Source organism: Roseococcus suduntuyensis (assembly GCF_014196305.1).
Taxonomy (GTDB): Bacteria; Pseudomonadota; Alphaproteobacteria; order Acetobacterales; family Acetobacteraceae; genus Roseococcus; species Roseococcus suduntuyensis.
Map to the genome: position 1 here is coordinate 139,149 of NZ_JACIDJ010000002.1, position 23,792 is coordinate 162,940.

The following is a 23,792-nucleotide window of genomic DNA, read 5'->3' on the forward strand; positions in this document are numbered from 1 at the left end:
ATGAGGCGGCGCCGCCGCCCTTCCCTCTGGCGCGGCGCGCTGCTGGGCCTGTTGCTGCTGGTGCTGGCGGTGCCGGCGCTGGCGCTGGGCCTCGTCTGGTGGACGCTGCCGCCGCGTGACGAAAGCCTCGCCCTGCCCGGCCTTTCCGCGCCGGTCGAGGTCAGCTTCGACGCGCATGGCATCCCGCGCATCCGTGCCGCCACCGAGCGCGACGCGACCATGGCGCTGGGCTACCTCCATGCCCGCGACCGCCTCTTCCAGATGGAGACGATGCGGCGCGGGGCGGAGGGGCGGCTTTCCGAGATCGCGGGTGGCGCCGCGCTGCGGCTCGACCGCTTCTCGCGCGTGCTGGGCCTCGCGCAGCGGGCCGAGGCGGACCTCGCGGGGCTGGAACCCGCGACGCGCCACATGCTGGAGGCCTACGCCGCCGGCGTGAACGCCTGGATCGCGGCGCGCGGCCGCTTCGCCGCGCCGGAATTCCTGCTGCTCGGCGCGCCGGAGCCCTGGGAACCGCGGCATTCCCTGCTCTGGGCCAAGGTGATGGGCCTCTGGCTTTCCAACAATTTCCGCGTGGAGATGGAGCGCGCGCGCCTCGCCACCCTCCTGCCGGCGGAGCGGCTGTGGGACCTCTGGCCGCTGGATGGCAGCGCGGGGCGGCCTGATCTCGCGGCGCTGCCGCAGCTCGACCGCGTGCTGGCCGCGATCCCGGTCTTTGGCGAGGACGCGCCACTGCCCAACTCGGCCTCCAATGCCTGGGCGGTGGCGGGGCCGCGCGCGGGCGGCACGGCGCCCTTGCTCGCAGCGGACCCGCATCTGGGCTATGGCGCGCCCGTGCTGTGGTACCTGGTGCGCGTGGAGCTTGCCGATGGCGGCCTGCGCGCCGGCGCCACCTCGCCCGGCGTGCCCTTCCTGGTGTTCGGCCGCACGAACGACCTCGCCTGGGGCTTCACCACCACCCATTCCGACACGCAGGACGTCTATATCGAGCCGGAATCCGCCGCCCGCGTGGTGCGGACCGAGACCATCCGCGTGCGCGGGCGCGAACCCGTCACCTTCGAGGTGCGCGAGACCGGGAACGGCCCCGTGCTCTCCGACCTGGACGAGACGCCGCGCACCGATGGCCAGGTGCTGGCGGTGCGAATGGCGAACCTGGAGCCTGGCGACACGGCGGCGGATGGACTGCGGCGCTTGGCCATGGCCAGGGACCTCGCCGGCGCACGTGATGCCGCCGCGCGCATCACCTCGCCGCCGCAGAACCTGATGGTGGCGGCGCGCGATGGCGGCATCGCCATGTATCTCACCGGCCGCACGCCCCTCCGCACCGAGGGCGATGGCGCCTTCCCCGGCACCGCGCCCTGGCAGGGCTTCATCCCCTTCGACGAGCTGCCGCATGTGGAGAGCCCGGGCAGCGGCCTGCTGGTCAACGCCAACAACCGCGTCAGCCCGGAGGGCCACCCCGCCTTCCTCGGCCGCGACTGGTATGGCGACTGGCGCTTCCGCCGCATCCATGAACTGCTCTCGCCCGGCGCACGCTTCACGCTGGCGGGCTTCGCGGCGGTACAGATGGACACGCTCTCCCTGCCGGCGCGCGAGGCCCTGCCCTTCCTGAACACCCTGCCCCGCGGCTCGGGTGCGGTAGGTGCGGCGCAGGCCCTGCTGGCGGGCTGGGATGGCGACATGGACCCTGCCCGGCCGGAACCGCTGATCTGGGCGGCCTTCTCGCAGCACATGCCGCGCCTCGCGGTGGCCCAGGCGGGCGCGCCCGATGCCCCCACCAGCGCGGAATTCCTGCGCTTCCTGCTGACGGACCCGCGCGGCGAATGGTGGTGCGGCGGGGATTGCCGGGCCATGGCGGCGCTGGCCATGGCGGAGGCGGTGCGTGACCTCGTGGCCCGCTTCGGCCCCGAGCCCGCGCAATGGCGCTGGGGCCAAGCGCATCAGGCCCGGTTCGACCACCCGCTGCTGCGCTTCGTGCCCGTGCTGAACCGGCTGACGGGCCTGGCCGCGCCCGTGGGCGGCGATGGCCATACGGTGCAGCGCCAGAGCTTCCGCATGGCCGGGTCCGACCCCTTCGCGGCCGTGCATGGCGCGGGGTTGCGGATCGCGGTGGACCTGTCGGACGCCGACGCCACCGAGGTCATCATCGGCACCGGGCAATCGGGCCACCCGCTCTCGCGCCATTGGGGTGACCTGCTGGAACGCTGGCAGGCGGGCGAGACCCTGCGCCTGACGCGCGAGCCCACCACCACCACCGGCCACCTGCGCCTGACACCCTGATGCTGCAACCGGTCACGCTGGGGCTGCTGGCTTCCTTTGTCGGCTTCTCCTCCTCCTTCGCCGTCGTGTTGGCGGGCTTCGCCGCCATGGGGGCGACGCCGGCCCAGGCGGCCTCCGGCCTGGTGGTGCTGTGCCTGCTGATGGGGGGGCTGGGGCTGGCCTTCTCGGTCTGGTGGCGCTTGCCCATCAGCATCGCCTGGTCCACGCCGGGGGCGGCGCTGCTGGCGGGCTCGGCCATGCCGGAGGGCGGGTTTCCGGCCGCGGTGGGCGCCTTCCTGGTGGCTTCGGCGCTGGTGGTGATGGCGGGGCTGTGGCGACCCTTCGCCCAGGCCGTGGAGCGCATTCCCGCCCCGCTGGCGGCGGCGATGCTGGCCGGCGTGCTGCTGGACCTCTGCCTCGCGCCGGTGCGGGCGGTGGGGGAAATCCCCTGGCTCGCCCTGCCGGTGGTGCTGGCCTGGGCGGTGATGCTGCGGCTCAACCGGCTCTGGGCCGTGCCGGTCGCGGTGCTGGTCGCGGTGGCGGTGCTGCTGCTGGGGCCGGGCCTGCCGGGGGCCTCGGGCTTCACGCCACCCGTGCTGGAATTCGTGGCGCCACGGCTGGAATGGGGCACGCTGGCCGGCATCGCGCTGCCGCTCTTCCTGGTCACGATGGCGTCACAGAACCTGCCGGGCCTCGCGGTGCTGCACGCCAACGGGTATCGGCCGGCGGTGCGTCCCATCTTCGTGGCCACGGGGCTGGGCAGCTTCGCGGGCGGCTTCGCGGGCGGGCAGCTGGTGAACCTCGCCGCCATCACGGCTGCCCTCTGCGCGGGGCCGGAATCCCACCCCGATGCGCGTCGCCGCTGGGTGGCCGGCGCGGTGGCAAGCGGGGGCTACCTGGGCTTCGCCGTGCTGTCCGGCATGGCGGCGGTGATCGTGGCGGCGGCCCCGCCGTTGCTCATCCAGGCCGTGGCGGGGTTGGCCCTGCTGGGTTCGCTGGCCGGCGCGCTGGCCACCGCGCTGGCGCGCGAGTCAGCCCGGGTGCCGGCCATCACCACCTTCGTGGTCAGCGCCTCGGGGTTGACCGTGGGGGGCGTGGGCGCTGCCTTCTGGGGGCTGGTGGCGGGCGGTGCGCTGTGGTGGCTGTTGCGGCCGCGAGATTAAGCCTGTCATCAAACTGTCATCTTCAACCGGAATGGCGTAAGCCTCGTTCACCACCGTGAACGAATTCCGCTTCCTCCTTCAGCTCGCCGGCGAGGCAGCCCTTCTCCTCTGGGGGCTGCACATGGTGCAGTCCGGCATCCAGCGCGCCTATGGCGGGCGGCTGCAGTCCATCCTGGGCGCCGCGCTGGGCCGGCCCTGGCGGGCGGTGCTGGCGGGGCTCGGCGTGACCGCCATCTTGCAAAGCAGCACCGCCACCGCGCTGATGGTGGGCTCCTTCGCCGCCGCCGGGCTGGTGGGCCTGGCGCCGGCGCTGGCGGCCATGCTGGGAGCCAACCTGGGCACGGCGCTGCTGGTGCAGGCCCTCTCCTTCGACATGGCCTGGCTGTCGCCGCTCCTGATCCTGGCGGGCGTCGTCGCCTTCCGGCGCGCGGGCCGCACCCGCACGCGCGACCTCGCGCGGGTCGCCATCGGGCTGGGGCTGATGCTGCTGGCGCTGGCGCTGCTGGGCGCCACACTCGCCCCCGTCGAACGCTCGGCGGGGCTGCGCGAGGTGCTGGCGGTGCTGGCGGACATGCCCCTGTTCCTGGTGCTGATGGCGGCCATCCTGGCCTGGGCGGCGCATTCCTCGGTGGCCGGCGTGCTCTTCGTCGCGGCGCTGGCGGGCGGCGGCAGCCTGCAACCCGAGGCGGCGGTGGCCATGGTGCTCGGCGCCAATCTCGGCACGGCGCTGAACCCGCTGCTGCAGGCGCAGGGCGGCACGGGGGGGCCGCCGCGGCTGCGCCTGCCGCTGGGCAACCTGATGAACCGGGCCCTGGGCTGCGCCGTGGCATTGGCCTTGCTGCCAAGCTTCACCGCACTGATGGCGGCGCTGGACCCCGACCCGGTGCGGCTGGTCGCCAACGCACACCTCGCCTTCAACCTGATGACGGCGCTGGCGGCGCTGCCCCTGCTGCGCCCGCAAGCCTGGCTGCTGGCGCGGCTGCTGCCCCCGCCCCCGCCCGAGGCCGACCCCGCGGCACCCCGCTACCTCGACCGCGGGGCGCTCGGCACCCCCTCCGTCGCGCTGGCCCACGCGACGCGCGAGGCGCTGCGGGTGGCCGATGTGCTGAAGGACATGCTGGCCGCCTCCGCCCATGGCTTCGCCACCGAGGACCGGGGGGCAGGAAAACCCGTCGCGCGCATGGACGACACGGTGGACGGGCTGCACCGCGCCATCCACGCCTACCTCGCGGCGCTGCCCGCCGAGGCGCTGAGCGACGAGGAAGCCGGCCGCGCCCGGCGCATCCAGGGCTTCGTGATCGCCCTGGAGCAGGCGGCCGATGTGCTGGCGCGCGACCTGGCGCAGCACGCCGCCAAGCGCCAGCGCCGGGCGCTGGAACTGGCGCGCGAGGGCCAGGGCATGCTGGACAACGTCCATGCCGCGCTGGGCGCGCAACTGACGCTGGCGGTCACGGTCTTCCTTTCGGATGATCTCGACGCGGCACGGCGGCTGGTCGCGGCCAAGGAGAGGCTGCGCGAAACCGAACGCGCGGCGGCCGCACGGGTGGTCGCGGCAGGTGGCGCGCCGGCCAGCGCGGGCGGCGCGGCGCCAAGCTTCGTGCTGGACTGCGTGCGCGACCTGCGCCGCGTCTCGGCCCATCTGGCCAGCGTGGCGCACCCGGTGCTGGAGCAGCATGGCGTGCTGTTGCCCAGCCGCCTGCTGCCCGGCAATTGAGGCGGGCTACGCCGCCAGGATCGCCTCCACCACCTCCTGCACCGCCAGCGCCTCCTCCAGCGTGGCGAGGTCCACACCCTCGCCCCGCGTCAGCGCGGCCAGCTTGTCGAGCTGGCGCGACAGGGTCAGCGGCCGCATCTGCGGGTTGGGCAGGGCGTCGGGTGCCGCGTGCCAGCCGCCATCGGCGCCCTGGCGCTCGGCGAAGGACCAGTCGCGCAGGCGCAGCGCACCCTTGGTGCCCGTGACGACGAAAAGATTGTGGTCCTCCGCCGCCACGGTGCCGACCGAACCTTCCAGCGTCACCGGCACGTCCCCAGCCATCAGGCGCGCGGTGATGGCCGTCTCGCAGGCCTCGCCGCCGGGGAATTCGGCGTGCGCCTGCTCCAGCCGCAGCCCACCGCCCAGGCGCTGCGCGAGGAAGAGGAAATGCGAGACCACTTCGCGCGTGAAGCCGCCCTCGGCGCGCAGCGCGAGCCAGGAGGCGGCGGCCGCCTGCCAGGCACGCGGCCAGGCGGCGAAGGCGACCTTGATGGAGATGGACCGGATCTCGCCCACCTCCGGCAACCAGGCGCGCAGCTGCGCCACGGCCGGCGAGGAGGCCATGGGGAAGTTCACCGCCGCCCGCTGCCCCGAAGCCGCCGACACGAAGGCGCGCGCCGCCGCCACGTCGGAGGCCAGCGGCTTCTCCAGGAAGAGGGAACGCCCCGCCCCCAGCACCGCCTGCCCAAGGGCGATGTGCGAGGCGGGCGGCGAGGCGACATAGACCGCGTCCGCCGCCCCGATCGCCGCCTCCGCGCTCTCCAGCATGGCGACGTCCCCCGTGATGGACGCAAGCCGCGCGGCCGCCGCGGGCGAAGGGTCCCAAACGCCCACGACGCGCGTGCCGCCATGGTCCAGCGCCGCGCGCAACAGGCGCTCGCCCATGATGCCAAGGCCGATGATGGAAAGCTGCATGGGGGAGATCCTCGCCTATTCCGGCTTGCGCGGGCACGATCCAGCCCGCAGAACAACGACGGACCGGCAATGGCGCAATCGGGGCGCCGCCGCAACGGGGAAGCGTTTCATGGAACAGGCCCGCCGCATCGACGTGATCTCGGACGCGATCTGCCCCTGGTGCTGGATCGGCAAGCGGCAGTTGGAAGCCGCGCTGGCCCAGCTCGGCGGGGGGTTCGCCGTGTATTGGCGCCCCTACCAGCTCAACCCCGACATGCCCTTCGAGGGCGTCGAGCGCGCCAGCTACCGCGCGGCCAAGTTCGGCAGCCTCGAACGCTCGCGGGAGGCCGATGCACGCGTGGCCGAGGCCGGGCGCGCCGTGGGCCTCGAATTCCGCCATGACCGCATGCTCCGCACCCCCAACACCATCAAGGCCCACCGCCTGATCCGCCGGGCGGCCGGGCCGCGCCAGGACGCCATGGTCGAGGCCCTGTTCCAGGCCTATTTCCACGACGGGCAGGACATCGGCGACGACGCCACCCTCGTCGCCCTGGCCACGGGCGTCGGCCTCGAAGGCGCGGCCGAATTCCTCGCCTCCGGCGCCGAGGACGCGGAGGTCCGCGCCGAAGACGCCCAATTCCGCCGCATCGGCATCTCCGGCGTGCCGAGCTTCGCCCTGGACGGCCGCGTGATGTTCAGCGGCGCTTGGCCGGCCGACCGGATGGCGGACGTCTTCACCCAGCGGGTGGCGTAGGGGGCGCTGTGTCCCGGGAGGGCGCTGCCCTCCCGGACCCTCCCGCCAAAGGCCGGGGGCCTTTGGAAACCTCTCAGTGTGATGGGGTTGGAGAGGGAGGGGCCTGGTGCGCGCGTGACAAGGTCTCACCCGCGACGCCCCTCCCTCTCCAACCCCATGAAACGGCGTCCCAGGGGCCTGGGCCCCTGGCAGGGGGGTTCGGGGGGACGGCGTCCCCCCGAGTGCCAGTCCCCCTTCGCTACCGCTGCGCGATGATCCCGCCGCTGATGCTGGCGGGGATGCGGGGGCGCCAGGCATTGGCGTCCACGGTCGTGATGAAGTCCTGCAGCGCGCTGTTGAAGGCGCCAGGGTCTTCCAGGTTCATCGTATGCCCGCATTTGGGCATGACCAGCAGCGCCGAGGTGGAGATGGTGCGCTTGAGGTAGAGGGCGGGCTCCAGGGTGGGGTCGTCCTCGTCGCCGGCGATGATGAAGGTGGGCACCGTCATCCTGCGGAAGCCGGCTTCCAGGTCGAACAGCGAGGGGCGTTCGCGCTGGCAGCCCAGCATGGTCAGCGCGGAGCCCTCGGTGGAATGTTCGCACATCTGTGCCTCGAACTCGGCGAAGCCGCGCGGGTCCTTTTCCTCGAAGATGAGGCGCGTCGGGCCATGGGCGTAGATGCGGCCGAACTCGGCCATGCCGCCGGCGCGCAGCTTCGCCACCGAGGCATCGATCTCGGCCTGGAACTGTGCGCGCTTGTCGGGCGAGGCGCCATAGCCCACCCCGGCCGCGGTCAGGCTGCGGGCCAGGTGCGGGTGGCGCAGGCCAAGGTGCAGCGCCGCGAAGGCACCCATGGAGAGGCCCACCACATGCGCGGGGCCAAGGCCCAGCCCCTGGATCACGGCCGCGATGTCGTCGGTGGCGCGGTCCTGCGAATAGGCGCGCGGATCGGTCGGCACGTCCGAGGGCGGATAGCCGCGCGCGTGGTAGGCGATGCAGCGGTAGCGGCGCGAAAAGTAGCGGATCTGCGGTTCCCAGCTGCGCGCATCGCCGGCGAATTCATGGACGAAGACGATGGGGGTGCCGCTTCCGGCCTCGACGTAATGGAGCGCGACACCATCATCGGTCATGACATGGGGCATGGGCTTCTCCTGCTGTTGCCAGCGAGGATGCGGCGGGCCTAAGGAGAGGTCCAGACGCGACACTGCCGATGAAATATGCAGGGTTGCGCGTGAACCCCCCTGGAAATGGGACTGGTTTGGTCCTATTTAAGCTCGAGCAGAAGGATACCGCCGTGCTCAGGCTCTCCAGACTGACGGATTACGCGGTCGTGGTCCTGGCCCGCATGGGCGAGGAAGCCACCGCCTTGCAAAGCGCCCCGGGCCTCGCGCACCGCACCGGCCTTCCTGAACCCACGGTGGCCAAGGTGTTGAAGACCCTGGCCCAGGCCGGGGTGGTGGAAGGGCTGCGCGGCGCGCGCGGCGGCTACCGCCTGTCCAAGCCCCTGCCTGAAATCAAGCTGACCGAAGTGATCGTGGCCTTCGACGGCCCCATCGCGCTGACCGCCTGCGTGGATGGCGGGTCGGGGCTTTGCGAGAGCGAGCATCTCTGCCCCGTGCGCGGCCGTTGGGACCCGGTGAACACTGCGATCCGCGATGCGCTCGAGAAGATTTCCGTGGCCGAGCTGGCGGGGCACGCGTTGTCCCCCGCCGAGGCCGATTTCCGCCTGGCTGCCGAGTAGGAGCACCCCATGCCCGCCGTCGCAGAGACCATCGAGACCGTCCAGTCCGCCCAGGAAGGCGGCTACAAGTTCGGCTTCGAGACCAAGATCGAGATGGAGTTCGCCCCCAAGGGGCTGAACGAGGACATCGTCCGCTTCATCTCCGCCAAGAAGGGTGAGCCGGAATGGCTGCTGGAATGGCGGCTGAAGGCCTATGCCATGTGGCTGAAGATGGAGGAGCCCGACTGGGCCGCCGTCTCCTACCCCAAGTTCGACTACCAGGACGCCTACTACTACGCCGCGCCCAAGAACAAGGTGGTGCCGAAGTCGCTCGACGAGGTGGACCCGGAACTGCTGCGCACCTACGAGAAGCTGGGCATCCCGCTGCGCGAGCAGGAGCGGTTGCAGGGCATCGCGGTGGATGCGGTGTTCGACAGCGTCTCCGTCGCCACCTCCTACAAGGAGCGGCTGGGCAAGGAGGGCATCATCTTCTGCTCGATCAGCGAGGCGGTGCACACGCACCCGGAGCTGGTGAAGCAATACCTCGGCAGCGTGGTGCCGCAGGGCGACAACTACTTCGCCTGCCTGAACAGCGCGGTCTTCACCGATGGCAGCTTCGTCTACATCCCCAAGGGCGTGCGCTGCCCGATGGAGCTGTCCACCTATTTCCGCATCAATGCCCAGAACACCGGCCAGTTCGAGCGCACGCTGATCATCGCGGAAGCCGGCAGCCATGTCAGCTACCTGGAAGGCTGCACGGCGCCGCAACGCGACGAGAACCAGATGCACGCGGCGGTGGTCGAGCTGGTGGCGATGGACGATGCCACCATCAAGTATTCCACCGTGCAGAACTGGTACCCCGGCGACGCCGAGGGCAAGGGCGGCATCTACAACTTCGTGACCAAGCGCGGCGCCTGCCGTGGCGCGCGGTCCAAGATTTCGTGGACGCAGGTGGAGACGGGCTCGGCCATCACCTGGAAGTATCCCTCCTGCATCCTGCAGGGCGATGACAGCGTGGGCGAGTTCTACTCGGTCGCCATCACCAATAACCGCCAGCAGGCCGACACCGGCACGAAGATGTGGCACATCGGCAAGAACACGAAGTCCACCATCGTCTCCAAGGGCATCAGCGCGGGGCGCGGGCAGAACACCTATCGGGGCCTGGTGAAGATCAGCCCCAAGGCGACGGGTGCCCGCAACTTCACGCAGTGCGACTCGCTGCTCATCGGCGACCAGTGCGGCGCCCACACTGTGCCCTACATCGAGAACCGCTGCGCCACGGCGAAGATCGAGCATGAGGCCACCACCAGCCGCATCGCCGAGGATCAGCTGTTCTACTGCCGTGCCCGCGGGCTGAACCAGGAAGAGGCGGTGGGCCTCATCGTGAACGGCTTCTGCCGCGAGGTGCTGAAGGAACTGCCCATGGAATTCGCGGTGGAAGCGCAGAAGCTGCTCGCGATTTCGCTCGAAGGGAGCGTTGGCTGACCATGTTGAAGATCGAGAACCTGACCGCCGAAATCGACGGCAAGCAGATCCTGAAGGGCATCACGCTGGAGGTGCCGGCGGGCGAGGTGCATGCCATCATGGGCCCGAACGGCTCGGGCAAGTCCACCCTGTCCTATGTGCTCTCGGGGCGCGAGGGCTATGAGATCACGGGCGGCAGCGCCACCTTCAACGGCATTGACCTGTTGGCGATGGAGCCTGAGGAACGCGCGGCCGCCGGCGTCTTCCTGGCCTTCCAGTATCCGGTGGAACTGCCCGGCGTGGGCAACGCCAACTTCCTCCGCACCGCGCTGAACGCCCTCCGTCGTGCCCGCGGCGAGGCGGAGGTGGACGCCATGCAGTTCCTCAAGCTCTCGCGCGCCAAGATCAAGGCGCTGCAGATGAGCGAGGACATGCTCAAGCGCAATGTGAACGTGGGCTTCTCCGGCGGCGAGAAGAAGCGCAACGAGGTGCTGCAGATGGCGCTGCTGGAGCCCAAGCTCGCCATCCTCGACGAGACGGACAGCGGCCTGGACATCGACGCGCTCAAGATCGTGGCCGATGGCGTGAACGCCATGCGCGGCCCGGATTTCTCGGCGCTCGTCATCACCCACTACCAGCGCCTGTTGGACCACATCACGCCCGACCGCGTGCATGTGCTGATGGGCGGGCGCATCGTGAAGACCGGTGGCCCCGAACTCGCCCTGGAGCTGGAGGCGGAGGGCTACGCGAAGGTGGCGGCATGAACACCATGGTGACCGGTGCGGCGGCCTTCCTCGGCCGCTTCGAGGGGCTGCGCGAACGCCTGCCTGGCGGGCGCACGCCCTGGGTGGCGAAGCTGCGCGCCGAAGCGGCCGAGAGCTTCCGCGCCCAGGGCCTGCCCGGCCGGCGCATCGAGGCCTGGCACTACACGGATCTGGGCGTGCTCGCGCAGCTCGGCTTCACCGAGGCGCTGACGCTGGCCGACGAGGCCCCTGCCCTGCCGCCCGCGCGCGCCGCGCATCGCGCCGTCTTCGTGGATGGCCGCTTCGCGCCCGCGCTGTCGCAATTGTCGGCGGGTGCCGCACCCCTGGCCGAGGCGCTCGACGCCACCCAAGGCCGGTTGGGCGCGCTGGCGCAGACCCTGCCGATCGTGGCCCTGAACACCATGCTCTTCGAGGATGGGCTGGTGCTGGACGTGCCGGCGGGCGTGGATGCGGGGGAGATGGAACTGCTCTCCTTCGCGACCCATGCCGGCCGCGCCATCGCCTTCCATCCGCGCCACCTGATCCGCCTCGGCGAGGGCGCCAGGCTCACGCTGATCGACACCAGCATCGGCGAGGCCGAGGCCACCTACCTGCACAACCCGGTCTATGAGATCGCGGTGGCGGAGGGTGCCACGCTCAGCCACATCCGCATCCAGCGTGAGGGCCGCGCGGGGTTCCAGCTCTCCACCGTGCTGGCCACGGTGCAGGCGGGCGGCACCTATGACAACTTCACGCTCAATGCCGGCGGGCGCTTGGTGCGCAACGAGATCCATGTGGCGCTGCAGGGCCCCAAGGCCGCCTGCCACATGAATGGCGCGCAGCTGGTGGCCGAGGGCCAGCACGCGGACACCACCACCTTCCTCGACCACGCCGCCCCCGACTGCGCCAGCCGGCAGACCTACAAGACCGTGCTGGCCGGGCGTTCGCGCGGCGTCTTCCAGGGCAAGATCCTGGTGCGCCAGGCGGCGCAGCGCACCGATGGTTACCAGATGAACCAGGCGCTGCTGCTCTCGGACGATGCCGAGATCAACGCCAAGCCGCAGCTGGAAATCTACGCCGACGACGTGAAGTGCAGCCATGGCGCCACGGTGGGCGCGCTGGACGAGGCGCAGCTCTTCTATCTGCGTGCCCGCGGCATCCCGGCTGACACCGCGCGCGCCATGCTGGTTGAGGCCTTCCTGACCGAGGCCATTGAGGGCGTGACCAACCCCCTGGCCCAGGAAGCGCTGTCCGAGGCCATCTCCGGCTGGTGGCAGAAAGAAGCGGTGTGATGGACGCCATCCCCGCCCGGCTGGACGTGGCGCGCATTCGCCAGGATTTCCCGATCCTGGGCACGCAGGTGCGCGGCAGGCCACTGGTGTTTCTCGACAGCGGCGCCTCGGCCCAGAAGCCGCGCGCCGTGATCGAGGCGATGACGCGCTGCATGGAGACGGCCTATGCCAATGTCCATCGCGGCGCCTATCACCTGAGCGAGGTCGCCACCGCCAATTTCGAGGCGGCGCGCGAGGCGGCGCAGCGTTTCCTGGGTGCTGCGACGCCCGAGGAAATCGTCTTCACCCGCAACTCCACCGAGGCCTTCAACCTCGTCGCCCACAGCTTCGGCCGCGCGCTGCTGAAGCGTGGGCAGGTGGTGCTGGTCTCGGAGATGGAGCACCACGCGAACCTGGTGCCCTGGCAGATGCTGCGCGATGCGGGCCTGGGCATCGGGCTGCGCTTCATCCGCGTGACCGATGCGGGGGAACTGGACCTGGACGACTACGCCCGGCACCTCGCGCAGGGCGATGTGGGGCTCGTTTCCGTCACGCACATGTCCAACGTGCTGGGCACCGTGACGCCCGCTGCGCGCATCGCGCGGATGGCGCATGAGGCCGGGGCGCGGGTGATGTTCGACGGCAGCCAGGCCGCGGTGCATCGCGCCGTGGATGTGCGCGCCATCGACGCCGATTTCTACGCCTTCACCGGCCACAAGCTCTACGGGCCCACGGGGATCGGTGTGCTCTATGGCAAGCGCGAATTGCTCGACGCCATGCCCCCCTTCCAGGGCGGCGGCGACATGATCGAGACCGTCACGCTCGAACACTCCACCTGGGCCGCGCCGCCCGCGCGATTCGAACCCGGCACGCCCGCCATCATCGAAGCGGCGGGTCTGCTGGCGGCCATCGAGTACGTGAACGCGATCGGCATGGAGGCCATCGAGGCGCATGAGCGCGCGCTGGTCGAGCATGCCTCCGCCACCCTCGCCCAGGTGCCGGGGTTGACGCTGCTGGGCGCGGCGCAGGACCGGGGCGGCGTCTTCGCCTTCTCGCTGGACGTGGCGCACCCGCATGACCTGTCCACCTTCCTGGACCGGCGCGGCATCTGCGTGCGGGCCGGGCGCCATTGCGCCGAGCCACTGCATGCGCGCTTCGGGCTGGAGGGTGGCACCTCCCGTGCCTCCTTCGGCCTCTACACCACGCCCGAGGAAATCGACGCGCTCGCCGAGGCGCTGGTCGCCGCGCGGAAGTTCTTCGCATGACGGCGCAGGCGGCCGGGTTCGAGGAATTGCGGGACCTCTACCAGGAGGTCATCCTCGACCATGGCCGCAAGCCCCGGAACCATTTCCGGATGGAGGTGTTCGACGCCTCCGCCCGCGGCGACAACCCGATGTGCGGCGACCGGGTGGAGCTGTTCCTGGCGCTGGAGGATGGCCATATCAGCAAGGCCAGCTTCCTGGGCCGGGGTTGCGCCATCAGCCAGGCCAGCGCCTCGCTGCTGACGGAGCTGGTGCCAGGCCTGACGACGGGCGAGGCCCGCGCCATGGCCGCCCGCCTGCGCGAGATGGCGAAAACCGGTGTGCGCGATGGCAGCACACCGGCGTTGGAACGGCTGTCCGCCCTGTCGGGCGTGCATGAATTTCCCAGCCGGGTGAAGTGCGCCACGCTCGCGTGGCACGCGCTCGACGCCGCGCTGGATGGATCGAAGGAGGCGAGCAGTGAATGACCAGGCCGCCAGCCACGGAAGCTGGACCCCGGAGGGCGAAACCCTGCCGGCCGTGACGGAAGAAGGCGTCATCGAGGCGCTGAAGACCGTCTTCGACCCCGAGATCCCGGTGGATATCTACGAGCTCGGCCTCGTCTACGCGATCGAGCTGGAGGAGGGCGGGCGCGTGAAGGTGGAGATGACGCTCACCACCCCCTCCTGCCCCTCGGCGCAGGAGTTGCCATCCATGGCCGACGAGGCCATCCGCCAGATGCCCGGCGTCACCGATTGCCAGGTCGAGATCGTGTGGGACCCGCCCTGGGACCAGTCGCGGATGAGCGAGGATGCGCGCCTCGCGCTGAACATGTTCTGATGAAGGGAGTGCCGTCATGAGCACCACCACCGAAGCCCCGCGCATGAAGCGGGAATTGCCGCCCCTGATGTCCCTCTCGGAGGCGGCTGCCGAGCGCCTGCGCCGCCTCTACGACAAGGCGGAAGCCGGCAAGCTGCTGCGCATCGGCGTGAAGACGAAGGGCTGCTCCGGCATGGCCTATGACCTGAGCTTCGTGGAAAGCCAGGGACCGGGCGATGAGCGCGTGACCGACAAGGGCATCACCATCCTGGTGGACCGCAAGGCCACCCTCTACCTCCTCGGCACCACCATGGACTACGAGGTGAAGCCGATGAGCGCCGGCTTCGTCTTCGTGAACCCGAACGAGAAGGGCCGCTGCGGCTGCGGCGAGAGCTTCCACGTCTGATCAGGTGAAGAGGCTGTAGAACATCCTGAGGCTGGTGATCGCCAGGAACAGCCCGAAGGCCCGCTTCAGCCACAGCGGCTTGATGGTGTGGGCCAGCTTCACGCCCCATGGCGTGGCGATGATGGAGCTGGGCACGATCAGCGCGAAGCCGATCAGGCTGACATAGCCGAGCGACCAGGGCGGCAGGTTCGGATCATTCCAGCCGCCCCAGATGAAGCCGATGGTGGCTGGCACCGAGATGATCAGGCCGAAGACGCTGGAAGTGGCCACCGCCGCGCGAATGGGGTGGCCGAACATGGACAGGATGGGCACGCCCAGCGTGCCGCCGCCAATTCCCATCATCGCGCTCACGCTGCCGATGCCCATGCCCAGCGCGGCGCGCGGCGGGCCTTCAGGCATCTTGTCGGCCACGCGGAAATCCACCCCCGTGAAGCCCATGTTCAGTGCCACCAGCAGGGCAACCATGGCGAATACGGCCGTCAGTCCCTCGCCGCGCACATGCACGGCAAGTGCCGTGCCGATGGCGACACCCAGCATCATCGGCAGCCAGATGGAGCGCAGCAGCGTCTCGTCCATCGCTCCCGTGGCGCGGTGCTTGCGCGCCGAGACGATGGAGGTGGGGATGATGGTGGCGAGCGAGGTGCCCACCGCCAGCTTCATCTGGATGGCGTCCGGTATGTCGAAGAAGGGAAAGACGTTGAACAGCAGCGGCACGATGACGATGCCGCCGCCCACGCCCAACAGCCCCGCCAGCGTGCCGGAGACGACGCCCGTCGCCACCATGGCCGCCGCAAGCGCCAACAGCCACCCCACATCATACATCGCGCGCCCCCGGCAGGTTGTGTTCGCGCCGGTCCTGTAACCTTCCCGACACCCGTCGCATAGCGCAAGGCGCGGCCCCCACCTTCCCGCGTGGCGCATGGCGTTCTAGCCTCCGCGCGAACACAGGCAGGAGGAATGGCCATATGATGCTCAAGGACAAGGTTGCGATCGTCACGGGCTCCGGCGGGGGTATCGGGCGCGAGATCGCGGTCGCCATGGCCGAAGCGGGTGCGAAGGTCGTCATCAACGACATCGGCGCCTCGCTGGGCGGCGAGGGCTTCTCGACCAGCCCGGCCGAGCAGACCAAGGCCATCATCGAGCAGAAGGGCGGCCAGGCCGTCATCAACACCGACAGCGTCTCCGAATGGGAGAACGCGAAGAAGATCGTCCAGACCGCCATTGATGCCTTTGGCCGCGTGGACATCGTGGTGAACAACGCCGGCATCCTGCGCGACCAGATCTTCCACCGGATGACGCCGGAGGAGTGGCTGTCGGTCATCAACGTCCACCTGAACGGCAGCTTCTTCATGAGCCGCGCCGCGGCCGAGCATTTCCGCAAGCAGGAAAGCGGCAGCTTCGTCCACATCACCTCGACCTCGGGGCTGATCGGCAATTTCGGCCAGGCCAATTATTCGGCGGCCAAGCTCGGCATCGTGGCGCTGTCGAAGTCCATCGCGCTGGACATGAAGCGCTACAATGTCCGCTCGAACTGCCTCGCCCCCTTTGCCTGGTCGCGCATGACCAGCTCCATCCCCGCGGAGACGCCGGAGCAGAAGGCGCGCGTGGAGCGCATCATGCGGATGGGCCCGGAGAAGAACGCGCCGCTGGCGGTGTTCCTGGCCTCGGACGCGGCGAAGGAAGTGACGGGCCAGATCTTCGCCCCGCGCATGCATGAACTGTTCCTGTTCAGCCAGAACCGCCCCATCCGCTCGGTCCACAGCGAAAGCGGCTGGACGCCCGAGAAGATCGCGGAAGTCGCGCTGCCCGCCTTCCGTGCGAACTTCGTGCCGATGGAGCGCTCGGGCGACGTGTTCAGCTGGGACCCCGTGTGACGTGAACTTCGAGCTCAACGAGGAGCAGAAGGCCTTCCAGGAGGTGGTGCGCGGCTTCGCCGAGCGCCACCTCGCCAAGGGCGCGGTGGAACGCGCCCACACGGTGGGCTTTCCGTGGGATGTCGCGAAGCTGATGGCCGAACAAGGCTTGTTCGGCATCATGCTGCCCGAGGAGGATGGCGGGGCCGGCGGCACCGTCTTCGACGCGGTGCTCGCCATGGAGCAGATCGCGCAGGTCTGCCCGCGCAGCGCGGATGTGCTGCAGGCCGGCAATTTCGGCGCCTTCCGCACCTTCGCGGAATATGCGAGCCCCTACCAGAAGGAGCGGTTCTTCAAGCCCCTGCTGGCCGGTGAAGCGGTGGCGGCCGTGGGCATGACCGAGCCCGACGCGGGTTCGGCACTCACCGACCTCAAGACGCATTGCACGCCTGATGGCGAGGGCTTCCGGCTGAACGGCCAGAAGGTCTTCACCACGAACAGCGCGGAGGCCAATGTCTTCGTCATCTATTGCCGCTTCGGGCCTGGCGTGGGTGGCATCGGCAGCGTTCTCGTCGAGCGCGGCATGGAAGGGTTCAGCCTCGGCCAGCCCAGCCTCTACATGAATGACGAGGAGTGGTGCGCCCTCTACTTCGACAATGTCTACATCCCGCCTGAGATGGTGCTGCTGGGCCCCGGCGGCTTCAAGAAGCAGATCGGCGGCTTCAATGTGGAGCGCGTGGGCAATACGACGCGCGCGCTGGCGCTGGGCGAATACTGCTTCACCGCGGCGCGCGACCACGCCATGACGCGCAAGCAGTTCGGCCGACCGCTGATGGAATTCCAGGGCCTGCACTGGAAGTTCGCCGAGATGCGCGTGGCGCTCGATGCCGCGCGGCTGCTGCTCTACCGCGCGGCGGTGAATGCGGGGCGCGGCCTTCCGGACGCGCAGGAGGTGGCCATCGCCAAATATGCCTGCAACCAGGCGGGTTGGATGGCCTCCAATGAATCCATGCAGGTGATGGGCGGCACCGGCTATTCGAAGGATTTGCTGATCGAATACTGCGTGCGCCGCACCCGCGGCTGGATGATCGCGGGCGGCAGCCTGGAGGTGATGAAGAACCGCATCGCCGAGGGTGTGTTCGGGCAGACCTTTTCCCAAAGGCCCCCGAAGTGAAGGAACTGCTGGAGCCTCGCCGGATCGCGCTGGTGGGCGCCTCCGGCGACCCCGCCCGCCTGACGGCGCGGGCGCAGATCTACCTGCGCCGCCACGGCTATCAGGGCGAGCTTTTCCCAGTGAATCCTCGCGCCAGCGAGATCCTAGGCGAACCCGCCTTCGCGCGCGTGGAAGACATCCCCGGCGAGATCGACTTCGCCTATATCCTGCTCGGCACGCAGCAGGTGGAAGCGCAGATTGCCGCCGTCGCCGCCAAGGGCGCGAAGGTGGCCTGCATCCTGGCCGATGGCTTCGCGGAAGCAGGCCCGGAAGGCCAGGCCCTGCAGGACCGCTGCCTGGACGCGGCAAAGGCCGCGGGGCTGCGCCTGCTCGGCCCCAACTCCATGGGCATCATCAACATCCCCGCCCGCATCGCCGCCAGCGTGAACGCGGCGCTGGAGGCCGAGACGCTGCCCGCCGGGCGCCTCGCCTTGGTCAGCCAGTCGGGTTCCATGCTCGGCGCCATCATGGGGCGCGGCGCGGCGCGGGGCATGGGCTTCTCGCACCTCATCGCCACCGGCAACGAGGCCGACCTGACCGCCGGCGAAATCGCCGCCATGCTGGTGGACGAGCCCGGCGTGGACGGGGTGATGCTCTTCCTGGAGGCCATCCGCCAGCCGCAGCACTACGCGCACGCCGCCTGGAAAGCGCACCGCGCGGGAAAACCCATCATCGCCTACAAGCTCGGCCGCTCGCCCTATGGGGCGGAGCTGGCCACCAGCCACACTGGCGCCCTGGCCGGCAGCGACATGGCGGCCGAGGCCTTCTTCCGTGCTCATGGCATCCTGCGCGCCACCATGCTGGAGAGCTTTCTGGAGCTTCCCGCGCTGGTCCTGGGGCGCAAGCCGCATGTGTCCACGCACCGCGCCGTCTCGGTGATGACCACGACGGGCGGCGGCGGCGCCATGGCGGTGGACGCGCTGGGCGTGGCCGGCATCGAGGCGCGCATCCCCGACGCACACGCCACGGCCAAGCTGCATGCGGTGGACATGCACCCACATGGCCGCCTGCTGGACATGACGCTGGCCGGCACCAAGCCCGACCGGGTGGAGGCCGCCATCGTGGCGCTCGCCGCCGCGCGGGACACGGATGTGGTGGTGCCCGTCATCGGCTCCTCCGCGCAGTTCCGGCCGCATGATGCCGTGGCCGGCATCGTGCGCGGGCGGGACGCGGTGGGCGATGCGAAGCCCGTGGCCGCCTTTCTCGTGCCCCAGGCCGATGCCTCGCTGCGGCTGCTGGCCGAGGCCGGCATTCCTGCCTTCCGCACGCCGGAAAGCCTCGCGGACGCGATGCGCGCCTTCCTCGACTGGCGGGCACCGCTCGCGGCCCCGCACATGGCCGCGCCCGAAGTGGCATTGTCCGAACGGCCGGACGAGGCCGATGCGCGCGATGTCTTCGCGGCCCTTGGTCTCGCCACCGAATACGCCCGCTTCACCGACACACCGCCCGAAGGGCTGCGCTATCCGGTGGCGCTGAAGATCCTCTCGCCCGACCTGGCGCACAAGACCGAGGTGGGCGGCGTCGCGCTCAACATCGCCGACGAGGCAGCGCTGCGTTCGGCCATGATCAACATGCGCGCGCGCGTGGAGAAGGCGGCACCGCAGGCGCGGATCACGGGCTTCCTGGCGCAGCCCATGGCCAAGGGGCTGGCCGAGGTCATCCTGGGCTTCCGCCGCGACCCGGAGGTGGGGCCCGTGGTGCTGCTGGGCGCCGGCGGGGTGCTGGCCGAACTGCACCGCGACGTGGCGCTCCGCCTGGCACCGCTGCACCTCGACGAGGCGCGCGGCATGATCGCCGAGGTGCGGGCGCTGCGCGTGATCGAGGGCTGGCGTGGTTTGCCGCGCGGCGATGTGGAGGCGCTGGCGCAGGCCATCGTCGCCGTCTCCCGCCTGGCCGCGCTGGACGGCATCGCGGAGGCGGAGATCAATCCGCTGATGGTGCACGAGAGTGGCGTCACCGTCGCCGATGCCTGGATCGTGAGGAGCTAAGCATGGACCCGAAGACGCTGATCGAGGCCCGCTACGGCCACCTCCCCTTCAATCCCCCGGCCGACATCCCGGACGCGCTCGGCGCCATCCTCGACCGCCGCGTGACGCGCCGCTACGCGGCCCAACCCGTGCCCGACTCGCTGCTGGACACGGTGCTGGCCGCCGCTTCCTCCGCGCCGTCCAAGAGCGACATGCAGCAATGGTCAGTGGTCGTGCTGCGCGATGCGGCGAAGATCGCGGCCATCGCGGACTGGATCGGCACCATGCCCTGGATCAAGCAGGCGCCGGTCTTCCTCGTCTTCTGCGCCGATGTGCGCCGTGGCCGCGACATCTGCGAGCGCGCGGGACGCGAACATGCCAATGACAACCTGGACACCGTGCTGAACGCGACGGTGGATGCCGCGCTCGCCATGGGCATGACCATCGCGGCGGCCGATGCGGCGGGCCTGGGCACCTGCCCCATCTCCTATGTGCGGAACCACATGGAGAAGGTCGGCCCGCTGCTCGGCCTGCCCAAGGGCGTCTTCCCCATCGCCGGCCTGACGCTGGGCGTGCCCGAGGCGCGCAACGAGCCCTCCGCCCGCCTGCCGCCCTCCGTCACCATCCACCGCGAACGCTATGATGCGTCCGGCGAGGCGCAGGCCCTCTCCGCCTATGACGCAAGGCGCGAACGCGCCAAGCCGCGCTACCCGGAAATCCACGGCCCGGCGCCGGAGGGCTGCAGCTGGACCGAGAACGTGGCCCGCCAGCTCTCGGTGCCGGAACGCGCGGGCTTCCGCGCCTGGCTGCGCTCGCGCGGCTTCGCCCTTGACTGAACCCACGGCCGACAATCCCGGCAGCGCCGATGCGGCGGGCGTCACGCGCCGCCGCGTCCATCCCCGCCATGCGGCCAGCCTCGTCTTGTGGCGCGACGGTCCCTCCGGCCCCGAGGTGCTGATGGGCCGCCGCCACCACGCGCTGCGCTTCATGCCGGGCGTGCTGGTCTTTCCCGGCGGGCGGGTGGATCGCACCGACTACAAGGCACCGGCGCTTAGCGAGTTGCGCGCGCCCACGCTCGCCATGTTGCGGCTCTCCTCGCAGGCCAGCCTCGCCCGCGCGCTGGCCGTGGCCGCCGCCCGCGAGCTGCACGAGGAAACCGCGCTGGTGCTGGGCGAGATGCGCGGCGGGCGCGTCGCGCCTGATCTGAGCTGCATGGACTATCTCAGCCGCGCCATCACGCCGGCCGGCCGGCCCATCCGCTTTCATGCACGCTTCCTGGTGGCACCCGCCAGCGCCGCGCATGGCGAACTCCGCGGCTCGGGTGAGCTGGAGGAGCTGCGCTTCTTCCCGCTCACCGGCCTCGCGGGCCAGCCCGTGATGCGGATCACGGCCATGATCCTGGAGGAATTCCAGGCCTGGCTCGGCATGGACCAGCCAGCGCGCGACGCCCGCGCGCTGATGGCCATCAAGGGCCGCGACCGCTTTTCCGCGGAACGCAAATGGCCCTCAAGCGAGGCGCCATAGCTCACCCTCGCGGATGGCCGCGCCCTCGCCTTCCAGCATGATGAGCTGCGCCAGCAGGCTCCGCCCCGCCGCGCGCACGAGGCGCGGGTCGAGCGGGCCATAGACGGGGCCGATCAGCGTCTCCGCCGTCGCCGGGCCGTGCTCGCGCAGGGCCGCCACGACGCGCGCCTCGCGCTTCTGCCGGTGGAGGTTCAGCGCATCGAGGAAGGGCATGGGGTCGGGCAGCTTCGGGCCATGGCCGGGGAGGTAGAGCCGGTCCTGCCCCTCGCGCGCGCGCAGCTTCGCCAGGCTGTCGCGATAGGCGCGCATGTCGCCATCGGGCGGGCTGACCACGCTGGTGGACCAGGACATGACATGGTCGGCGCTGAACAGGATGCCGGTGCCGTCGAGGGCAAAGCAAAGATGGTTGCCGCAATGACCGGGCGTGAACAGCGCGGTCAGGCGCCAATCCGCGCCCTCGATGCTGCCACCATCGGGCACGCGCACATCGGGCATGAAGGCATGGTCTCCGCCCTCCTGCCCATCATGCGGGGGCGTGGCGTGGGGGCCATGGGCATAGCTCGGCGCGCCCGTCGCGGCTTGCAGCGCGCGCGCACCCGGCGAATGGTCCCGGTGGGTGTGGGAGACGATGACATGGGTGATGGTCTCGCCGCTGGTGGCGGCCAGGATGGCCTGGAGGTGCGCGGCATCCTCCGGCCCCGGGTCCAGCACCGCGACCGACTTGCCGCCACCGATCAGGTAGGTGTTGGTGCCGCGGAAGGTGAAGGCCGAGGGGTTGTTGCACAGCACCCGCCGCACGCCGGGGGCGATGTGTTCCACCCCACCGTATTCGAGGGGGTCGTCTCGCAGGAAGGGGACGTTCAACGCTTCACTCCTCGGCGCATTTCTCGCTGCATGATGTAGAGGGCGGCGAGCACGATCAATCCGGCGCCCAGGAAGGTCGCGATGCCCGGTGTGTCGCCGAAGAAGATCCAGCCCAGCAGCACCGCCCAGAGGATGCCCGTGTAGGAATAGGCCCCCAGCGAGGAGACCTGCGCCGAGGCATAGGCCTCCGTCAGCATCACCTGCGCGATGCCACCCACCAGCCCAACCCCCATCAGCAGCAGGAATTCCCAGGGCGTGGGCGTCACCCAGACGAAGGGCAGGGCGAGCCCGGTGAAGCACGTCATGAGAATGGACTGCCAGATGACGATGGTGGTGGAGCTTTCGGTGGCGGACAGGCTGCGCACCAGCAGCGTCGTCATGGCCGAGAAGACGCCATGCATCACCGCGATGGACATGCCCAGCGCGATCCAGGGATCGATGCGGCCCTGGAAGGCCCCCTGCCCCAGCGCGATGACCAGGATGCCGCCGAAGCCCAGCAACACGGCGCTGAACCGATGGATGCCCACCCGCTCGCCCAGAAAGGGGATGGCCAGCAGGGTGACGAAGAGCGGCGTGGTGAAGGTCAGTGCCGTCTGCTCGGCCAGCGGCAGCACGGTCAGCGAGAAGAAGGCGCAGCTCATCGCCATGGTGCCCGTCAGGGCGCGGCCCACATGCTGCGGCAGGCGCTGGGTGCGCAGCCGCACCCCATGGCCCATCCGCGCCACGATCAGCAGCACCACCGGCAGGGCCAGCACGCTGCGGAAGAACATGATCTCCAGGAAGTGGATGCGGTCGCCCACCAGCTTCACCAGCGCCCCCATCAGGGTGAACAGCGCGGTGGCCCCCAGCATGAGCAGCGCCCCGCGCCTCGCATCATGACGCAGCGCCATGTCTCGCCCTTTCCTCGGCGCGGCGCACGCGCTCGCGGTGCAGGTTGTAGATGCCGGCGGCGATGACCACGGCGGCGCCCGCCAGGGTGGTCCAGGCCGGAACCTCCGCGAAGATCACGAAGCCCAGCACCAGGCCCCAGAGCAGCGGGGTGTATTCCAGCGGCGCGAGCGAGGCCACCCGCGTCAGCGCGAAGGCGCGGGCGAAGAGCAGGTGCGCGATGGCATTGGACACGCCGAAGAACAGCAGCAGGAAGAACATCGGCCAGGAGGGAAACAGGTTGGGCGGTCGCCCCTCCGGCCACAGCGCCGTCACCGGCAGCAGGGCGAGGCCGAGCGGGATGTGCATCAGCATCAGCCACAAGGCGATGGTGGCCGCCGTATCCGTGCTGGCCAGCGTCCGGGTCCAGATGCGACTGACCGCGACCCCCACCACCGCGACCAGCAGAAGCGCCACCTCCCACCGCCACAGGTCGCCGCCGGGCTGGAGCATGAACAGCACGCCCGAGAAACCCAGCAGGCAGGAGATCCAGCGCCGCCAGCCCACCGCCTCGCCCAGCATGGGAATGGCCAGCAGCGTCATCAGCAGGGGCGCGGCGGCGGCCACGGCGTAGGAATCCGCGAGGCCCAGCCCCGCCAGCCACACCACATACCACAGCGCCGAGACCGAGCAGTGCAGAAAGGACCGCCCCAGCACCAGGCGCGTGTTGCGCGGCCAAAGCCCACGCCCGCGCGCGATGACAGCGACGGCCAGCGCCCCCACCACCCCGCGCCAGAGCATGGCGCCGGCCACGCCGACCTCGGGCAGGGCGTATTTCACCGCCGCATCGGCCCCGGTGATGATGAAGTAGCCCAGCGCCGCCAGCGCGATGCCGCGCACCGCGGCCTCGCCGCTGGTGGAACGGCCCGGAATGGGATCGTTACGCAAGTGCGGCGTCCCGTATGACGCGCTTCGGGACCCGGGCCCCCTTCTGTCGCAGCGCCATCTTCTCCGTCCCGCACGTCCGGTGCAGTCTTCGCCC

General features: G+C 70.3%; 23 protein-coding genes. 17 read left to right on the forward strand and 6 right to left on the reverse strand.

Annotated elements, in window-relative coordinates:
- Genes GGQ83_RS07120 through GGQ83_RS07130 form a run of 3 tightly spaced genes read left to right on the forward strand, consistent with a single transcriptional unit; the run spans position 1 to position 5,133 of the window.
- Entirely contained in the window at positions 1-2,277 is a 2,277-nt protein-coding gene (locus GGQ83_RS07120; protein WP_184383097.1) for a penicillin acylase family protein, read from the forward strand.
- Positions 2,277-3,419: a benzoate/H(+) symporter BenE family transporter gene (locus GGQ83_RS07125; protein WP_184383098.1), complete on the forward strand. Its 1,143-nt coding sequence runs from the start codon at positions 2,277-2,279 to the stop codon at positions 3,417-3,419. Before GGQ83_RS07120 ends, GGQ83_RS07125 begins: the two co-directional genes overlap by 1 nt.
- 55 nt (positions 3,420-3,474) lie before the next feature.
- Positions 3,475-5,133, forward strand: coding sequence for a Na/Pi cotransporter family protein (locus GGQ83_RS07130; RefSeq protein WP_184383099.1), 1,659 nt, complete (start codon positions 3,475-3,477; stop codon positions 5,131-5,133).
- Positions 5,134-5,139: 6 nt separating this feature from the next.
- Here GGQ83_RS07130 and GGQ83_RS20285 read toward each other — a convergent pair whose 3' ends face one another.
- Entirely contained in the window at positions 5,140-6,087 is a 948-nt protein-coding gene (locus tag GGQ83_RS20285; protein WP_184383100.1) for a Gfo/Idh/MocA family protein, read from the reverse strand.
- Positions 6,088-6,196: 109 nt separating this feature from the next.
- Here GGQ83_RS20285 and GGQ83_RS07140 point away from each other — a divergent pair, with 109 nt between their 5' ends.
- Positions 6,197-6,820 (forward strand): DsbA family oxidoreductase, encoded by a 624-nt coding sequence (locus tag GGQ83_RS07140; RefSeq protein ID WP_184383101.1) that lies wholly within the window; start codon positions 6,197-6,199, stop codon positions 6,818-6,820.
- A gap of 238 nt (positions 6,821-7,058) precedes the next feature.
- Here the strand turns inward: GGQ83_RS07140 and GGQ83_RS07145 are convergent, their stop codons facing one another.
- Positions 7,059-7,940, reverse strand: a complete 882-nt coding sequence (locus tag GGQ83_RS07145) for an alpha/beta fold hydrolase (protein WP_184383102.1) — start codon at positions 7,938-7,940, stop codon at positions 7,059-7,061.
- A 152-nt stretch (positions 7,941-8,092) separates the two neighbouring features.
- On the opposite strand from GGQ83_RS07145, the gene GGQ83_RS07150 reads away from it, so the two are divergent.
- The 8 genes from GGQ83_RS07150 to GGQ83_RS07185 are packed head-to-tail and all read left to right on the forward strand — an operon-like array spanning position 8,093 to position 14,462.
- Positions 8,093-8,539, forward strand: coding sequence for an SUF system Fe-S cluster assembly regulator (locus tag GGQ83_RS07150; protein WP_184383103.1), 447 nt, complete (start codon positions 8,093-8,095; stop codon positions 8,537-8,539).
- A 9-nt stretch (positions 8,540-8,548) separates the two neighbouring features.
- Complete coding sequence (gene sufB / locus GGQ83_RS07155) at positions 8,549-10,003, forward strand: Fe-S cluster assembly protein SufB (protein ID WP_184383104.1); 1,455 nt, start codon at positions 8,549-8,551, stop codon at positions 10,001-10,003.
- Between the two features lie 2 nt (positions 10,004-10,005).
- On the forward strand, positions 10,006-10,746 hold the full coding sequence (gene sufC, locus GGQ83_RS07160) for a Fe-S cluster assembly ATPase SufC (RefSeq protein ID WP_184383105.1): 741 nt from the start codon (positions 10,006-10,008) through the stop codon (positions 10,744-10,746).
- A complete protein-coding gene (gene sufD, locus GGQ83_RS07165; RefSeq protein ID WP_184383106.1) occupies positions 10,743-12,017 on the forward strand; it encodes a Fe-S cluster assembly protein SufD in 1,275 nt (424 codons plus the stop codon). Before sufC ends, sufD begins: the two co-directional genes overlap by 4 nt.
- Positions 12,017-13,261 carry an aminotransferase class V-fold PLP-dependent enzyme gene (locus GGQ83_RS07170; protein WP_184383107.1) on the forward strand — a complete coding sequence of 415 codons (1,245 nt, stop codon included), beginning with the start codon at positions 12,017-12,019 and terminating at the stop codon, positions 13,259-13,261. Before sufD ends, GGQ83_RS07170 begins: the two co-directional genes overlap by 1 nt.
- A complete protein-coding gene (sufU, locus tag GGQ83_RS07175; protein WP_184383108.1) occupies positions 13,258-13,725 on the forward strand; it encodes a Fe-S cluster assembly sulfur transfer protein SufU in 468 nt (155 codons plus the stop codon). Before GGQ83_RS07170 ends, sufU begins: the two co-directional genes overlap by 4 nt.
- On the forward strand, positions 13,697-14,077 hold the full coding sequence (locus GGQ83_RS07180; RefSeq protein ID WP_184383109.1) for an SUF system Fe-S cluster assembly protein: 381 nt from the start codon (positions 13,697-13,699) through the stop codon (positions 14,075-14,077). Before sufU ends, GGQ83_RS07180 begins: the two co-directional genes overlap by 29 nt.
- Before the next feature lie 16 nt (positions 14,078-14,093).
- Positions 14,094-14,462 (forward strand): HesB/IscA family protein, encoded by a 369-nt coding sequence (locus GGQ83_RS07185; RefSeq protein ID WP_184383110.1) that lies wholly within the window; start codon positions 14,094-14,096, stop codon positions 14,460-14,462.
- Here GGQ83_RS07185 and GGQ83_RS07190 read toward each other — a convergent pair whose 3' ends face one another.
- A complete protein-coding gene (locus GGQ83_RS07190; protein WP_184383111.1) occupies positions 14,463-15,284 on the reverse strand; it encodes a sulfite exporter TauE/SafE family protein in 822 nt (273 codons plus the stop codon).
- A 143-nt stretch (positions 15,285-15,427) separates the two neighbouring features.
- Between GGQ83_RS07190 and GGQ83_RS07195 the strand changes: the two genes are divergently transcribed.
- From GGQ83_RS07195 to GGQ83_RS07210, 5 genes are read left to right on the forward strand one after another with little or no spacing between them, the layout of a single operon-like run.
- Positions 15,428-16,336, forward strand: coding sequence for an SDR family NAD(P)-dependent oxidoreductase (locus tag GGQ83_RS07195; RefSeq protein ID WP_184383112.1), 909 nt, complete (start codon positions 15,428-15,430; stop codon positions 16,334-16,336).
- Between the two features lies 1 nt (position 16,337).
- Entirely contained in the window at positions 16,338-17,489 is a 1,152-nt protein-coding gene (locus tag GGQ83_RS20290; protein WP_184383113.1) for an acyl-CoA dehydrogenase family protein, read from the forward strand.
- Positions 17,486-19,516 (forward strand): acetate--CoA ligase family protein, encoded by a 2,031-nt coding sequence (locus GGQ83_RS07205; protein ID WP_184383114.1) that lies wholly within the window; start codon positions 17,486-17,488, stop codon positions 19,514-19,516. Before GGQ83_RS20290 ends, GGQ83_RS07205 begins: the two co-directional genes overlap by 4 nt.
- Before the next feature lie 2 nt (positions 19,517-19,518).
- Positions 19,519-20,331 carry a nitroreductase family protein gene (locus GGQ83_RS20105; RefSeq protein ID WP_242534929.1) on the forward strand — a complete coding sequence of 271 codons (813 nt, stop codon included), beginning with the start codon at positions 19,519-19,521 and terminating at the stop codon, positions 20,329-20,331.
- Entirely contained in the window at positions 20,324-21,019 is a 696-nt protein-coding gene (locus GGQ83_RS07210; protein WP_242534928.1) for an NUDIX hydrolase, read from the forward strand. The genes GGQ83_RS20105 and GGQ83_RS07210 overlap by 8 nt, the downstream gene beginning before the upstream one ends.
- On the opposite strand, the gene GGQ83_RS07215 is transcribed toward GGQ83_RS07210, so the two are convergent.
- From GGQ83_RS07215 to GGQ83_RS07225, 3 genes are read right to left on the reverse strand one after another with little or no spacing between them, the layout of a single operon-like run.
- Positions 21,002-21,883 (reverse strand): MBL fold metallo-hydrolase, encoded by an 882-nt coding sequence (locus GGQ83_RS07215; protein ID WP_184383116.1) that lies wholly within the window; start codon positions 21,881-21,883, stop codon positions 21,002-21,004. The two genes, GGQ83_RS07210 and GGQ83_RS07215, sit on opposite strands and share 18 nt — an antisense overlap.
- Positions 21,880-22,773, reverse strand: a complete 894-nt coding sequence (locus GGQ83_RS07220; RefSeq protein WP_184383117.1) for a DMT family transporter — start codon at positions 22,771-22,773, stop codon at positions 21,880-21,882. Before GGQ83_RS07220 ends, GGQ83_RS07215 begins: the two co-directional genes overlap by 4 nt.
- The gene (locus tag GGQ83_RS07225) at positions 22,757-23,698 is read right to left on the reverse strand and encodes a DMT family transporter (protein WP_242534927.1); all 942 of its coding nucleotides are present in this window, start codon (positions 23,696-23,698) and stop codon (positions 22,757-22,759) included. Before GGQ83_RS07225 ends, GGQ83_RS07220 begins: the two co-directional genes overlap by 17 nt.
- Positions 23,699-23,792: the final 94 nt, after the last annotated feature.

Coding starts and splice junctions, on each gene's coding strand:
- GGQ83_RS07120 (WP_184383097.1), top strand. CDS start 1: ATGAGGCGGCGCCGCCGCCCTTCCCTCTGGCGCGGCGCGCTGCTGGGC.
- GGQ83_RS07125 (WP_184383098.1), top strand. CDS start 2,277: ATGCTGCAACCGGTCACGCTGGGGCTGCTGGCTTCCTTTGTCGGCTTC.
- GGQ83_RS20285 (WP_184383100.1), bottom strand. CDS start 6,087: ATGCAGCTTTCCATCATCGGCCTTGGCATCATGGGCGAGCGCCTGTTG.
- GGQ83_RS07140 (WP_184383101.1), top strand. CDS start 6,197: ATGGAACAGGCCCGCCGCATCGACGTGATCTCGGACGCGATCTGCCCC.
- GGQ83_RS07145 (WP_184383102.1), bottom strand. CDS start 7,940: ATGCCCCATGTCATGACCGATGATGGTGTCGCGCTCCATTACGTCGAG.
- sufB (WP_184383104.1), top strand. CDS start 8,549: ATGCCCGCCGTCGCAGAGACCATCGAGACCGTCCAGTCCGCCCAGGAA.
- sufC (WP_184383105.1), top strand. CDS start 10,006: ATGTTGAAGATCGAGAACCTGACCGCCGAAATCGACGGCAAGCAGATC.
- sufD (WP_184383106.1), top strand. CDS start 10,743: ATGAACACCATGGTGACCGGTGCGGCGGCCTTCCTCGGCCGCTTCGAG.
- GGQ83_RS07170 (WP_184383107.1), top strand. CDS start 12,017: ATGGACGCCATCCCCGCCCGGCTGGACGTGGCGCGCATTCGCCAGGAT.
- sufU (WP_184383108.1), top strand. CDS start 13,258: ATGACGGCGCAGGCGGCCGGGTTCGAGGAATTGCGGGACCTCTACCAG.
- GGQ83_RS07180 (WP_184383109.1), top strand. CDS start 13,697: ATGGATCGAAGGAGGCGAGCAGTGAATGACCAGGCCGCCAGCCACGGA.
- GGQ83_RS07185 (WP_184383110.1), top strand. CDS start 14,094: ATGAGCACCACCACCGAAGCCCCGCGCATGAAGCGGGAATTGCCGCCC.
- GGQ83_RS07190 (WP_184383111.1), bottom strand. CDS start 15,284: ATGTATGATGTGGGGTGGCTGTTGGCGCTTGCGGCGGCCATGGTGGCG.
- GGQ83_RS07195 (WP_184383112.1), top strand. CDS start 15,428: ATGATGCTCAAGGACAAGGTTGCGATCGTCACGGGCTCCGGCGGGGGT.
- GGQ83_RS20105 (WP_242534929.1), top strand. CDS start 19,519: ATGGACCCGAAGACGCTGATCGAGGCCCGCTACGGCCACCTCCCCTTC.
- GGQ83_RS07220 (WP_184383117.1), bottom strand. CDS start 22,773: ATGGCGCTGCGTCATGATGCGAGGCGCGGGGCGCTGCTCATGCTGGGG.